The sequence below is a fragment of the Nostoc sp. UHCC 0251 genome, from assembly GCF_034932245.1.
In the GTDB taxonomy this organism is placed as follows: Bacteria; Cyanobacteriota; Cyanobacteriia; order Cyanobacteriales; family Nostocaceae; genus Nostoc.
Window position 1 is genome coordinate 27,961 of record NZ_JAYGHD010000288.1, and the last position, 14,326, is coordinate 42,286.

Consider the following 14,326-nt stretch of genomic DNA (forward strand, 5'->3'; position numbering starts at 1 on the left):
CTGGACGAATGGGATTGTGTTCTGGACGAATGGGGTTGTGTTCTGGACGAATGGGGTTGTGTTCTGAACAAATGGGGTTGTGTTCTGGACGAATAAGAGAGACGCGATAAATCGCCGTCTCTACAAGGCGTTGTTGTCATCTATATATAATTTTTATCAAAAAACCCGATCCCAACCAGATTGCACACAATCGAAAAACGTAACAAATAAAATAGACCATACATCTTGTAGAGACGCGATTCATCGCGTCTTCTTCATCCCACAATTCATCGCGTCTTAAACCAAGGATGTGTTGCAATCATTAATTAAATTGTTATTAGATTTTTTCACGCAATTAAACCGGGTTCCTATATAAATCAACCAATATAGCCACAGCCCGTCTTTGCTTGCAGAGAGGGGCTTGTGATATTATTGATCCTCAGAATGACGATGTTTGGGTAACAAGTTTTTCTGTTTTTCTTGCAAACTGCTGGCTTCTTTTAGGACTGGAATACACTGGTTAATCATCCAGATTAAAACCTCGATTGGTGAGTCTCCTTGCTGAAGGCGGTTTTCGGCATTTACGCCAATTAATATTGTTTGCAGAATTAGTAAGAAAGCGTAGGCGTAGCCCGTCATAGACATCGCTCTTTGACTTGCACTTTGACCCTTGTTTTTCATTTCGTACCACCTGAATGAGTTGTTGAATACAGCATCTCTTTGGGGTGGTGAACGCAATCAAGGCAGATAAAATCTCGTTCAAATCAGGAATACATGGGTTTGGGGTGGTAAATTCAATTAGGGGTAGCCCCAAACTTTTTGGGATTTGTCTTTGACTGTCATGCCAAGAAAGACTTACGGTTTTGAGGTAAAAGCACGGGTGAAGCGCCTTTTAGAAGCTTTGCTTGATTTCGCCAATTGGGAATTTGAAGACAGTAAGTTTGATATTAAGTTCAAGTGGGAAGCAGAAGACAGTGCCAATCCGAAGCTGATAATCGAGACAACTCTGGTAGCTTTGGAATATCTCACAGAAAAAGATAAATATCCAAGCAAGTTAACCAAACCGCAAATTCGAGAAGCGCTGAATCTGCTAAAAGACTTTTTGAAGATTCTAGAGGACAACCGCACCCAAACCAGGGGTGCTGATAGTTGGCACTTCACGCTGAGACTGTGGGCAAAGGACAAGAAAAAGAACCTAGATCAATTTGAACAGGCATGGGAAACCAGTAGACCAGAAAAATCTAAAGCTTTACAGGCAAATTCCCAGAAATCAGACGAGTCTTCCTGGCAAGAAATCTGCGGCGCTATGCTGGAAAAGCACAAGCGTCTCACCACAAATGAGTTGCTGTTTGCTGATGATGAGATGAAATTTGAGCTAGAGGCAATTCATGTCCCTTTAGCATTGGTAGAGCGTAGTAAATCGAAGAAGTGCAGCGAGGATATTTCCCCAGAACAAGGTTCGCGGCTTTACGAACCGAGTTATGAAGAGAAGCAGCGATTTGAACATGAGGCTTTTTTAGAGAAAATTATCCGTGATGGTGTTGGTAAAACTCAAGGACACCGCATTGCTTTAATTGGGGAACCAGGTGCGGGAAAAACTACTCAGTTGCAAACTATAGCTTTTTGGATATTAGACAACAATCTGGGTTTACCAATTTGGATTTCTTTGGCAGACTTGCAAGGAAAGAGTGTAGAAAATTATCTGCTGCAAGATTGGCTGAAGAATGCTTTAGAAGTGGTGCGTGTAAAAGAAGAACAGGAAAACACTTTTGCAGATTTATTCAAGAATAATCGTGTGTGGTTGTTGTTGGATGCAGCAGATGAAATGTCTTCACTCCAACCATTAACTGAGATTTCCCAGCAGTTGACGGGATGGGTGAAAAATGCGCGGGTTGTGCTGACTTGTCGGGTGAATGTTTGGGAAGCAAACGCCAACGCTTTAGAAAATTTTGAGACGTATCGGTTACTCAATTTTGAATATCCGCAACAAGTGCAAGAGTTTATTGGGCGTTGGTTTCACAACAAGGATGCAGACAAAGGGCAAAGATTATGGCAGGAATTAGATAAGCCTGAACGTCAGCGCATCCAAGATTTAGTTAAAAATCCTTTGCGGTTAGCGCTGTTGTGCAGCACTTGGCAAGGTTCCGACAAAGGTTTACCGGAAACTAAAGCCGGACTTTATCAGCAGTTTGTTAAGCAGTTCTACACTTGGAGAAAAAATCGCTTTCGCACGACTCAAGAGCAGCGACAAAAACTAAACGCAGCACTGGGACGTTTGGCAAAGCGGGCAATTGACACAGAAACTTTTCGCTTTCGGTTGCGCCATGAGTTTGTAAGTAATGAATTGGGCGATCCAGAAGAGGAGGGTTCTCTATTTTGGTTGGCGCTAAAGTTGGGATGGCTAAATCAAGTTGGACTGGCTGCCGAATCTGACGAAGAGGAAGTTTACGCTTTTTACCACACCACATTTGAGGAATATTTTGCAGCGTTGGCGGTTGATGATTGGCACGAGTTTTTGAATCATATTCCCGACAACCCCGCGCTAGGCGTTTATCGCATTTTTGCCCCGCAGTGGAAAGAGGTGATTTTGCTGTGGTTGGGACGTGAGTATGTGGGGGAGGAGGAAAAGAAGAAGAAGGAGGAGGAGAAGAAAGAGTTTATTCAGGCATTGGTGGAATTTAATGATGGGTGCGGAGAATTCTGTGCTATTGATAGAGTCAGAAAGGGATTTTACGAGTTTCGCGCTTATTTTCTCGCTGCTGCGGGGGTTGATGAGTGGAAAAATTCTTACAACGCAGATGCTATTGTGGCGGAAATCGTTAAATGGGGCTTTGGCGAGTTTAAGGTTGAACAAAACGAGTGGGTAAAATTTCTCTACCCAATCGCAGAGGGAGCAAGGACAGCATTGCCTCTGACAAATCGCATAAAAGCGATCGCTACTTTGGCGCAGTTAATCGGCAATTCACAACTGGATGATTCTACTCTAAGGGAAGCAGCATCTAGCTTAGGGCAAATTGACCCTGGCAACCAAAAAGCGATTGATGCTCTGGTGGAGTTAATCTTTAAACGACAACTGGATGAAGATACCCTATGGCAAGCGGTATCTAGTTTAGAGGAAATTGGCTCTGGCAACCAAAAAGCGATTGATGCTTTGCTGGAGTTAATCGGCAATCCACAACTGGATGATGGTACTCGATCGCTAGCAGTATATAGCTTAGGGAAAATTGGCTCTGGCAATCAAAAAGCGATTGATGCTTTAGTAGAGTTAATCGACAATCCACAACTGGATGATGATACCCAAAGGGAAGCGGCAGAAAGCTTAGGGGAAATTGACCCAGGCAACCAAAAAGCGATTGATGCTTTGGTAAAGTTAATTGGCAATCCACAACTAGATTATGGTACCCGATCACTAGCAACATCTAGCTTAGAGAAAATTGGCTCTGGCAATCAAAAAGCGATTGATGCTTTGGTGGAGTTAATCGGCAAACCACAACTGGATGATTCTACTCTATGGCTAGCGGTAGAAAGCTTAGTAAAAATTGGCTCTGGCAACCAAAAAGCGATCGCTGCTTTGGTGGAGTTAATCGGCAAACCAAAACTGGATTATTATACCCAAATACAAGCAGCATCTAAGTTAGAGATTATTAGCTCTGTCAACCAAAAAGCGATTGATGCTTTAGTGGAGTTAATCGGCAATCCACTACTAGATGAAGATACCCGAAGGCAAGCGGCAGAAAGCTTAGGGAAAATTGGCTCTGGCAACCAAAAAGCAATTGATGCTTTGGTAGAGTTAATTGGCAATCCACTACTAGATGAAGATACCCTATGGCAACCAGCATATAGCTTAGAGAAAATTCTGTTAGAGGAACAGATGCCGAGTGTTGTCACCGTGTTAAAGGATTACTTATCACCTGAAACTTACAAAAATGACCTTGAGCGATTTGCTCATTGCTACAAAGTTATCTGGAAGTGCGCCCAAAGTATGCACTACCCTGCTTTTTATCAAGCTTGGCATCAACAAGAGAAAGTGAAAGATGGAGAGTAGGAAAGAAAAATACTTCCTCCAGCCAAAACATAAGCGAAATGTGGAAGCAGCAATCCCTTGTAAAGACGCGATTCATCGCATCTCGTAAGCGTCTCGTAAATCTATCGCGTCTGATCTTTCCGCAATCCAGGGAATGCGATCGCCCCTAATAAAACAGACATTGTAAACAGAATGGGAATGCGTAGGCGTAGCCCGCACTTCGACAAAGCTCAGTGACCACCGCAGGAATCGTTTTTGCGATCGCCCCTTGTAGAGACGCGATTCATCGCGTCTTCTTGTATTTGATTCATCTATTGACGCGTATAACGATGTTTCACCCCAATCGGGAAATATTCAAAATCCCCCATTGGTGCTAACGTAACCTGTGGTGTTTGATATTCTGCCGGAACATAATTAGCAAACTCGCTATTTAAACGTAGCAGTTGTGAAAGAATAGAAGATGCGATCGCTTCTCTTCGATCTTCACTATCCTCTACCCCTGCTCCTAATTCCACAACCACAGATAAAAATCGATTCTTATCTGCATCTTCCTTCACCTGCAACACAAACTTACCCGTCACCCATTCTTGAATTCCTGGTTGCTCTAATCCCACCGCCACATTTTCGGGATAGATATTTGCACCAAAGTAAGAAACTGTAAAATTAGAACGACCGAAGACATAAACAAAAGGTAGCTGATGAATACCTCTAGGTAATTCTTGAGTATCAGAACGCAGATTCTCAAGCGGATTAAATCCCCATTCAGCCAAAAATTGCAGCATGGCATCATAACTAATTATCCCGCCAGTATCCAAAATGTCATAACGCACTAAGGGAATACCGTTATCTCCCGAAAATAGCAATCCGCCGTCTTGAACTTCAAAAAAGCGACTGCAAGGATCGTATTGTACTAATGTGGGTAAACGTGATTCCCCAAATAAAGCTCTAGCGGCATCGGGATTTTCTGCCAAAAAACGGCGTATGCAGATACTTAACGGTGTTTCATTGCCCAAAACTCCTGCATCCGCAGTACCGTAAAGTGATGCAAAATCATAACAAGGATTTTGTGAACCAACTCTTTCGCCAACTAAACTCCGCCATTCTTCACTAAATACTTCTCCCGCCATCACTAATTTAATCTGATATTGCTGCCACTCCACACCACGAGCGATACCACTATCAATCACATCTTTTAAAAATGGTGGGTATCCCAATAACACTACTTGCTCAAACGCTGAACCTAGTTCCTGCACAACTCGCAATATTTCTTCTTTGTTGTTACCAGGAGTAATTACGGTGATGGGATAACCTTTGCTAGCAAGATAACGACAGCAATTAGTAGTAAACATTCCACCTACCCAAGTGCCCAAAGTGAAACAAATCACTGCTAGGGTACGTCTGGTATCTGTATAGAAACTATCGTGAAAAATCTGTTCAAAGCGTGTGGCGATTTGGAGTTCATCTGTGAAAAAACGAGGCCAAAATGTCGGTTTACCAGTGGAACCAGAGGAAGCAGCTATCATGTCGCACGCTTGGAGTTGTCCGTTGCGGCACAAGTCAGCTAAAGGATAGCGCAGTATATAATTTTGTTTAGCGATCGCTGGTAGTTTTTGAAACTCCTCTAAGGTTTGAATAGTCGCGGGATTAATTCCCCTTTCTGCTAAAAAAGCCTTGTAGGCAGGTACATTAGCCGCCACATCATGAAATAAAGTCAAAGCTACTGAATGAGTGTTGAGATGCTGTTGCAGTAGCGTTTCTAGGGGGGTAGACAAAAATTCTTCAAATGCTGTAATTACTTGCTGCTGTCGTGGTTTGCAGTTCATCACGCTTGTTGTTTATCCTAAAGTAGAATCAACACTGTTACTTGCTGTGAGTATTTTAGCCGTTAACTGATACCCGCAAAACCCAGTGACCCTAAGCAACATATATTTAATCAGATGCAAAACTCTATTCTCGTAAAATATGTTAGCAATAGCCTACATTTAGGTATTACTCTCTATTTAATTCCACATTTCTTAAGATCGATCAGAACACTCTGCCCCTAAGGTTTCGTAGGATATCCGAAAATGAGGGTAGGCAGATTGTAGTTATTCAATAAAACCTTAATTTATCCTTGGGCACCATGCAGCTCTATTGCAGTAGACAACACACAAATAATGGTAATAACCGCTTTTGTACCCATTGTGGTGAGCCATTACCTCTTGCTGTGGGACAGGTGGTGGATAATCGCTATCAAATTACCCGTCATTTAGGGCAAGGCGGCTTTGGACGTACCTATTTGGCGGAGGATAGGAATAAAGCTCATCAAACATGTGTGCTGAAGGAATTTGCACCCCAAGTACAAGAACATCAAGATTTACAAAAAGCTAAAGAGTTATTTGAGCGAGAAGCCAATGTTCTGAAAAAACTCCAGCATCCACAAATTCCGCGTTTTCACGCCTCGCTACAAGTGAAGATGGGCACTAAAGATTTTTTCTTTCTAGTGCAAGATTATGTGGATGGTGATAATTACTACCAATTATTAGAACAGCGTGAAACTCAAGGAAAGACATTCAGTGAAGAGGAAGTAATCACTCTACTGCAACAGATTTTACCTGTGTTATCCTACATCCACTCACGAGATGTAGTTCACCGTGATATTTCTCCTGATAATTTAATTTGGCGGCGTTTTGATAATTTGCCAGTATTAATTGATTTTGGCGGTGTTAAGCAATTACCGGCTTCTCAAGGTTTTTGGCGGACTAAGCTGGCTGAAAATAACACTTTGCTGGGTAAAAAGGGCTACGCTCCAGAAGAACAGCTACGGCAGGGAAAAGCATTTTTTAGTAGTGATTTATATTCTTTAGCGGTGACATCACTAGTGTTACTCACAGGGAAAGAACCGCAAAAATTATACGATAGCTATCAGGGAATTTGGGCATGGGGAAAGGAAATTAGAGTTAGTCCCCAACTGGAAGCGGTGTTAAAAAAGATGCTGGCTTATAAACCGAGCGATCGCTACCAACGAGCCGAGCAAATTCTCAAAGATTTACCATCATCAACTGCGACTAAATCCCCAGGTAATTATATTACTACCAAGATCAAGACAATGGTAGTTGCTCCGGGAAAACAATGCGCCAGTGCGATTGTGAGTAGATTCCAGAATAAAACCCAAGCCATCGCTAAACCGATATCTTGGCCTGTTTGGATTCGCCCCTTTGTGATCAGTTTAGGGGGAACAGCTTTAGTTGGATTAACTTTGGCGGCGGGAAATGCAGTCATTCGGACTGTAACTTCAATCACTATTCCAACAATCTCATTACCAGAAATTCCTCAGTTTCCTAATCCCATCGGTAAACCAGTCAGCGACAAAGGAAGAAATAGCAATCTTCAGGAAATTATCAGTCGTCGCCAACAGCTAGAAATTACTGATAGATTTTTTACTCCCTTTGTAGATGATTTATTTTATACAAAAAAACCGCAATTAAAGGGACGTAGCCTGACATCTAAACCTGAAGACGCTGGTTTACGAGATGAATGGTCTGGTATCGCTGACGATTTATTGGATAAACTAGAACAGGCTAACCTCAGTACAGCATCTCGTCGCAAATTGGGGAACTATAGTCAAAAAGATTATGCAACATGGAGGCGACTTGCGCGATCGCGGCAGTTTGGGAATTACACAATTGATCAGCTAACCAAAGACGCAAATGAAAAATTTGATCGGTTGTTTCCTGATCAAGAGCGTGGGAAACTCAATCAACAGACTTTCGGTCAAATTTGGTATGCGATCGCAGCCGATCAAGTCAGTAAAGTACAATCTGGCAAGTAACGAGACTGGGCACTGGGGAAGAATAACTAATAACTAATGACTAATAACTAATGACTAAAATATATTGTTCTAAAGGACATGAAAATTCCCCAGGTAGTCGCTTTTGTCTCCAGTGCGGTGAAAAGTTGTTGGATACGCCCATGAGTTATGGTATTCAACCAGGGTTAACTTTAGGCGATCGCTATGTGATTGTACGTCAAATTGGTCAGGGTGGCTTTGGACGCACTTATTTAGCTGAAGATGTCAACCGTTTCCGCGAACTTTGTGTTTTAAAGGAATTTTCCCCCCAAGTTCAAACCGCTTACGTTGTTGAAAAAGCTGAAGAACTGTTTGAGAGAGAAGCGAGTGTTCTTTATAAGCTGCAACATCCCCAAATTCCCCGCTTCCGGGAACTGCTTCGGATGAACTTAGGGGGTAAAGAATATCTATTTTTGGTACAAGATTATGTAGAAGGGGAAACTTACAACTCGTTGTTAGATGCCCGAATAAAGCAAGGTTTGCGCTTTACAGAAGTAGAAGTACGCCAATTGTTGCAGCAAATTCTGCCAGTACTGGAGTATATCCACTCACTAGGAGTAATTCATCGAGATATTTCTCCAGATAACTTAATGCTTCGCACTGTTGACAAACTGCCAGTGTTAATTGATTTTGGCGGTGTCAAACAAGTAGTAGCAACCGTTGCTTCCCAATATTACCAACCCGGCGTAGTTGCATCTTCCCCATCACCAACCCTATTGGGTAAGATAGGATTTGCACCCCCAGAACAGATGCAAACTGGGTTAGTATCTCCCCACAGCGACTTGTATGCTTTGGCTGCAACAATGTTGGTTTTACTGACAGGGAAACAACCCCAGGAATTAATTGATACCTATAATCTTACCTGGCAGTGGCGACGGGACGTAAGCTTGAGTCCGATTTTGGGACAGGTATTAGATAAAATGTTATCTGCCAGACCAAGCGATCGCTATCAATCAGCCCGTCAAGTACTCCAAGCCCTCAATCCGCCCCCAGTCAACAACAACTTTCCCCCAACTCAATATCCCACAGCACCACAACCCACATCCGCCACCGTCGCCGTCTCTCCACCTCCCTCATCCCCCTCATTTCCCCCATCCCCTCAACCCACAAGCTGGTGGACACCAACAAAAACCTTCCTAGTAGCGTTGGTAGTATTTGGTACAATCGGATTATTTTGGTGGGGAGTCACTAGGAACCGCAACGTAGGGGAAGTCCAACCTAATCCTACAGCCAGCCCAACCCCAACCAGTGAGCAACCGACCGATCCTTTAGCGCAATATTCACCAGCAGAACGCCAGCGTAAAGAAAAATTAAGCGATCGCCGTCAACAGTTGGGTATTGATGAGAGATTTTACATTAACTTGGTGAATCAAATTTTTTGGGACAGGAATCCCAGTTTACGGGGACGCACTCTCAGCGATGATCCTGAAGATGAGAGTTTGCGGGCAGAATGGGATAAAACAGCGTCAGAATTGCTGGAAAAGCTAGCACCACTGAGTTCAAATACACGCCGACAACTGGGAACTTATACAAGTGCTGAACGCGATCGCTGGAAAGTGGAAGTCAACAAAATTAATGTTGGTAGCCGTTCATTGTATGATTTAGGGGATGCTGCTTTTTTACGTGTATTTCCTGAGCAACGCGGTAAAAATTTCCAAGAGCAGCCGATTGGACAAGTTTGGTACGGATTTGTTAGCGATAAACTCAGTGCTATCCTCGCCGGTAGCGCTTTCCAAAAACTTGTCTTTGATACGGGCGCTACTGGTAAAACAGTTAGCGGTACTCTCCAACCTGGTGATGGTAAAGTATTCATTGCTGGACTTGCTAAAGACCAATCACTGGAATTGAAGCTAAAAGCAAATTCCCAAGTTTTGTTATCAGTCTATTCGCCCTCTGGCAAAATTAGATTTTTAGAAGATTCTCCCCAGCGTAGTTTGTCAACTAAATTACCAGAAAACGGATTTTACGAGTTTGTCGTGGTTTCCACAGCATCGAAACCAGTAGATTATCAACTCAGCATTACAGCAGAAAATCCCACTCCTCCCCCATCGCCAACACCAACACCGACGCCCACGGAAACACCAACCCCCACAGAAACCCCCACGCCAACCCCTACAGAAACCCCCACGCCAACGCCAACTCCCACAGAAACCCTCACTCCTGCACCGGCACCAACGCCAGAGACAGCACCTCAGTAAAGGGCGTTGCACAGTTGCGGAATGATTAAACCAATTTGCAATGGGCTAACGCCCCGCTTCGCTAACGCAATTCGCAATGGGCTACGCCCCGCTACGTTCGCGCAGCGTCTCGTAGAGAAGAGAGCAATTACGTGTTGTAACAGGGATTTAGAAAGAGCCACAACACTTACGGCTTGATAGAAGCCGGGGACTTAAACCCCTACATTTTGTTAACTTCCAAAATTCTCCCCCTGCCTCCCCTGCCTCCTCTGCTTCCCCTACCTCCCCTGCTTCCCCTACCTCCCCTGCTTCCCCTACCTCCTCTGCCTCAAATTATTCCTTGTCCACAACCCCTAAACGCAACGCAATTCGCTTGGATTTCGTTGCATCATAGGGTGTACCTCTGTGCATCACCTGGGAGTTATCCCAAAAAATAATATCTCCTGGCTGCCAAACATGAGAGTAGACTGGTGTGCATTCTAGAACAGCCGCAAACAAATCCTGCCAGAAACGTTTTGCTTCTTCTGGTCTATCTTCCATACCAACTGCGATCGCAGTGTCCGAACCTAGATATAATCCCTTTTTACCAGTGACTTTGTGAGTAGATACAATGGGATGCACTTTCCTGGGTACATCAGTGTCTGCATTGGTATTCTTAGAAATCATCGGTGGTGAATGATACATCGACATCTGCTCTAACTGCTGCTGATGTTGAGGATCTAAGTTATTGTAAGCTTCTACCATATCGAGGAACTCGGTAGTGTGAGGTTGACCATCTACACCTTCCGGCACTTGTATTCCATAAAGCATGACAACATATAGTGCATTCATATCCAGCCCCTCTGTGCGGGGGAGACCATCTTTATCATGATGCCATTGCCACGCATATTTCTGGATTGGATCAAGAACCGACCCTTTAGGATTGCCCAATATATAGACATACTGGCTTTGTAAGTCTGGACTAATATCAGGATCTAATGTTTTAGGAGGGCCGCCAAACATAAAATCGCCAAAGGTCTCCTTGGCAAATTCTTTTAATTGTTGTGCGATAAGCTGTTGCTGTCTAACTACTACAACGCCGTGTTTCCAAAGTGATTCTTTTAATTCACGCGACTCTAGATTTGTAAGGTAGCTAAGATTGCAACCCCGCAGGACTTCAAATCCGAGCCTTGGTTGGTGTTTAGTTATTGGAGTCATTGCTATGCAATTGTTTTGTGAACAAATTATATAGACAATCAGTCTAGATAAAAAATTTGTGTAGTAGTATCTTACATAAGAAAGTTTGCAAGTAGAAAAAAGTTCATTCTACTAAAGTTTATCTCATTAGTTTAATTCCCCTGCCTCTATAGACGACGGGTTTTGTGCAGCCGTCAGATATCCGTTACAAAACGTAATTGCGAATTGGTCTATAGTTTTGGTAAAGTAGTTCATGTAACTTTGTAGTTCATTGTAATGAAATAATTACAGCATCGGTTCAAAAGAATTTGGAAAAATAACAAAATATTTATCCTAATTACTTATCATTTGGGTCATCAATTAAGGGAATTTAAAAAAATAACTTATCTAATTTTTTAGAGTAGGCGTCTCGCTCACCCGCAACCCAGAGAGGGCTTTCCAGATTAGCCCACAATAAAAAATTGGATTTTTTCTTTAGGAGTTATTAACCAAATAATTAGTGGTTTTTAACTTAGATGACACAAATGACTAGTAATCTACATTGAACTGATGAATAGTTCTTTGATTAAGGTTGAACTCACGTATTAGTGATAAATTAAGAAGGAATAACATGGCATTTATTTTCGGCAAAACAAGTGCTGACAATCTCAGTGGGACTTCGAGAAATGACACGATAGTTGGTTGGGCTAGTGGTGGTAATGCCAATAGTCCCTCCGGTAGAGATATCTTGAATGGTTTGGCTGGTAACGATTCCCTCGCCGGTGGGACGCAGAACGACAGTCTAATCGGTGGAAATGGCAATGACACACTTGATGGGGGCTTAGGTACCGACACTTTGATTGGAGGGGCAGGCAACGACACCTACTTCATTGACAGTGCTGCTGACACTATTAGAGAGGCTGCAAATTCAGGCACAGATACCGTCCGGTCTTCTGTTTCCTACACACTAGGGGCCAATCTGGAGAATCTGACGCTCAGAGAAGGTAGGGATATCAATGGGACAGGTAACAGTCTTAACAACTTTCTTTTTGGTAATACTTCTAACAACACTTTCAATGGCGGAGGAGGCAATGATACTTTAGATGGTAATTTAGGCAATGATATCCTCAATGGTGGCAACGGCAATGATAGCCTACAGGGCGGGCCAGGCAATGACGTACTCAGTGGCGGGTCTGGAGACGATATCCTCATCGGTGTTTTCCCTGGTAGTCCCCTTCCACCAGGAATAGGGGAAACCGATCGCTTTACAGGTGGGGCTGGGGCAGATAGATTTATCCTGGGTGATGCTGCAAATGTTTTCTACGACGATAACAACACTACAAATGCTGGTTTTGGGGACGTGGCTAATATTGTTGACTTCGACTCTAGCCAAGATCAAATTCAACTCAAAGGAATTCCACAGGACTACCGTCTGCAAGCTGTTGGAAGCAACACACGAATATTCTTAGACAAACCGGGAACAGAGCAAGATGAAATCATAGGTATTCTGGAAGGGAAAACCAATCTCAGACTTGATAGTGATGACTTCCTTTTCTATGAGCGGGAAAATGCTGGAGAAGATACAAACAACTCACTAGACAGCGCTGAAAAATTAGGTTCCTTATCATCAGGCTCAAAGGTTAATCTCTTGGCCCAGTTGGCAACAGTTCAACCAGGTGATGATTCCGATTTCGACTTTTTTACATTTTCTTTAGCAAATTCAGGAACTGTCAGTATCAGTACAGTGACATCTGGAGATACAGTTCTCGGTCTGTTTGACAGTCGTGGAACTTTATTACAAACTAAGGACGATAATGATAATGACTCAGACCAGGGATCATTAATCAGAAGTTTCCTCAGTGCAGGTACGACGTACTCCCTTTCAGTGAGCAAATTTGCTTTATTACCTGAAACTGGCGGAAGTTTCTCTGGTAGCTCATTTCTTGCACCTGATTTTTCTTATACGTTACAAGTCAGTTTGGTATAGGAATATTGTCAAGTCGCTTCTCTACGAGACGCTGCGCGAACGCTCCAATTAAAAATTAAAAATGTAAAATTAAAAATTAGTGAAGAATAATTTTTAATTTTTAACTTTTAATTTTTAATTAAAAAAAGGTCACCCCTTCAGCGAATTACTTTACACCTGTTTATCAAATCGGCTGCGAAAGCCTCCGTATTTTAGCCAATATTGTTTCAAATCGTGGCAGGGTGTATGCAAACTGGCTCTTGCCTGATGCAGAATCACTTTACGATGAGCGCCCATCCAAATTTTGTCAATTGGGTCAACCGAAATAATAGTGCCTCCTAACGCTCCCACACATTGGGAAAAACGTTCAATCGCACTATAATCTACGGTTTCAAAAACAAAGAAATTACCTGAACAAATTAAATGCCTGCTGCGAATCCAGCACTGCATTTTTTTCTGCGCTTCTGGAGGTAGCATATTCGCTTTAATGGCCAGATTAGGCAGGGAAAGATCATAGGATGTTTGGGACTTCATGGGCGAAACCCTCCCGCTTTTCAAACCGCAAAGGCCCGAAGGTAGATCCCCAAACCTGCTCGTGTGTATTGACGTCCAGCCCTCTATCTAGGCTTACCCAAGTGGTTTGTGTGATTTCAACGTAACTATCAAGATAAGTCTGGCAGCCATTTTTCTCAATTAAGCACAAGTTTCCAGGCTCAACAGCACCTATAAATCTGTCTCCCTCTGGTTTGAAAATCATCGAACAGTGATATCTGCGTGCGATACAATCTGGGGTGATGGTTTTAAGAATGCTTAACTCACGGGCAGCACCAGCATAGAAAAGGGCATTTTTTAAACTGTAGTTTTCGATATAAATCTCATCGCCACGATCTACTAAGCGATGTACTCCCTGTCTATAAGGTCTCCACAAATCATAGTCATAAACCTGTTCTGAATAAAGCCCAATTCCTGAGAAGAATTCAAACGGTAATGGACGAAATAATACGTGAATATGAGCGTAATCTTTAGGATTTTCATATGCCTGTTTATAATTACTGAAATCCCCTGCCATCCAACGAGCTAGGGTGATTAAATGATTCGATGTACTGTCGCAGATATGTGGTGGTGAAGAATTCATAAGTAGATGAGGATAAATAAACAATACAGAATTTATCTTGTAAAGTTGCTCCTCTTAGGCA

The 14,326-nt window shown here is 42.8% G+C and carries 9 protein-coding genes; 4 read left to right on the plus strand and 5 right to left on the minus strand.

Features of this window, described 5'->3' with window-relative positions:
- Positions 1-408 precede the first annotated feature (408 nt).
- The gene (locus VB740_RS19190) at positions 409-660 is read right to left on the minus strand and encodes a hypothetical protein (protein ID WP_323201532.1); all 252 of its coding nucleotides are present in this window, start codon (positions 658-660) and stop codon (positions 409-411) included.
- 160 nt (positions 661-820) lie between these two features.
- On the opposite strand from VB740_RS19190, the gene VB740_RS19195 reads away from it, so the two are divergent.
- Entirely contained in the window at positions 821-4,024 is a 3,204-nt protein-coding gene (locus VB740_RS19195) for a HEAT repeat domain-containing protein (RefSeq protein WP_323201533.1), read from the plus strand.
- A 290-nt stretch (positions 4,025-4,314) separates the two neighbouring features.
- Here the strand turns inward: VB740_RS19195 and VB740_RS19200 are convergent, their stop codons facing one another.
- Positions 4,315-5,826 (minus strand): phenylacetate--CoA ligase family protein, encoded by a 1,512-nt coding sequence (locus VB740_RS19200; RefSeq protein ID WP_323201534.1) that lies wholly within the window; start codon positions 5,824-5,826, stop codon positions 4,315-4,317.
- 299 nt (positions 5,827-6,125) lie between these two features.
- Here VB740_RS19200 and VB740_RS19205 point away from each other — a divergent pair, with 299 nt between their 5' ends.
- On the plus strand, positions 6,126-7,814 hold the full coding sequence (locus VB740_RS19205) for a serine/threonine-protein kinase (protein WP_323201535.1): 1,689 nt from the start codon (positions 6,126-6,128) through the stop codon (positions 7,812-7,814).
- Between the two features lie 50 nt (positions 7,815-7,864).
- Positions 7,865-10,030 (plus strand): serine/threonine-protein kinase, encoded by a 2,166-nt coding sequence (locus VB740_RS19210; RefSeq protein ID WP_323201536.1) that lies wholly within the window; start codon positions 7,865-7,867, stop codon positions 10,028-10,030.
- A gap of 312 nt (positions 10,031-10,342) precedes the next feature.
- Here the strand turns inward: VB740_RS19210 and VB740_RS19215 are convergent, their stop codons facing one another.
- The gene (locus VB740_RS19215; protein ID WP_323201537.1) at positions 10,343-11,206 is read right to left on the minus strand and encodes a TauD/TfdA family dioxygenase; all 864 of its coding nucleotides are present in this window, start codon (positions 11,204-11,206) and stop codon (positions 10,343-10,345) included.
- A gap of 589 nt (positions 11,207-11,795) precedes the next feature.
- Here VB740_RS19215 and VB740_RS19220 point away from each other — a divergent pair.
- The gene (locus VB740_RS19220; protein ID WP_323201538.1) at positions 11,796-13,151 is read left to right on the plus strand and encodes a calcium-binding protein; all 1,356 of its coding nucleotides are present in this window, start codon (positions 11,796-11,798) and stop codon (positions 13,149-13,151) included.
- Positions 13,152-13,301: 150 nt separating this feature from the next.
- Here the strand turns inward: VB740_RS19220 and VB740_RS19225 are convergent, their stop codons facing one another.
- Both VB740_RS19225 and VB740_RS19230 read right to left on the minus strand, forming a co-directional pair.
- Positions 13,302-13,664 (minus strand): CpeR family transcriptional regulator, encoded by a 363-nt coding sequence (locus tag VB740_RS19225; RefSeq protein WP_323201539.1) that lies wholly within the window; start codon positions 13,662-13,664, stop codon positions 13,302-13,304.
- Positions 13,642-14,265 (minus strand): chromophore lyase CpcT/CpeT, encoded by a 624-nt coding sequence (locus VB740_RS19230; protein WP_323201540.1) that lies wholly within the window; start codon positions 14,263-14,265, stop codon positions 13,642-13,644. Before VB740_RS19230 ends, VB740_RS19225 begins: the two co-directional genes overlap by 23 nt.
- Positions 14,266-14,326: the final 61 nt, after the last annotated feature.

Excerpts from the sequence above, each read along its gene's own strand:
- VB740_RS19190 (WP_323201532.1), bottom strand. The coding sequence starts at position 660 with ATGAAAAACAAGGGTCAAAGTGCAAGTCAAAGAGCGATGTCTATGACG.
- VB740_RS19195 (WP_323201533.1), top strand. The coding sequence starts at position 821 with ATGCCAAGAAAGACTTACGGTTTTGAGGTAAAAGCACGGGTGAAGCGC.
- VB740_RS19200 (WP_323201534.1), bottom strand. The coding sequence starts at position 5,826 with ATGAACTGCAAACCACGACAGCAGCAAGTAATTACAGCATTTGAAGAA.
- VB740_RS19205 (WP_323201535.1), top strand. The coding sequence starts at position 6,126 with ATGCAGCTCTATTGCAGTAGACAACACACAAATAATGGTAATAACCGC.
- VB740_RS19210 (WP_323201536.1), top strand. The coding sequence starts at position 7,865 with ATGACTAAAATATATTGTTCTAAAGGACATGAAAATTCCCCAGGTAGT.
- VB740_RS19215 (WP_323201537.1), bottom strand. The coding sequence starts at position 11,206 with ATGACTCCAATAACTAAACACCAACCAAGGCTCGGATTTGAAGTCCTG.
- VB740_RS19220 (WP_323201538.1), top strand. The coding sequence starts at position 11,796 with ATGGCATTTATTTTCGGCAAAACAAGTGCTGACAATCTCAGTGGGACT.
- VB740_RS19225 (WP_323201539.1), bottom strand. The coding sequence starts at position 13,664 with ATGAAGTCCCAAACATCCTATGATCTTTCCCTGCCTAATCTGGCCATT.
- VB740_RS19230 (WP_323201540.1), bottom strand. The coding sequence starts at position 14,265 with ATGAATTCTTCACCACCACATATCTGCGACAGTACATCGAATCATTTA.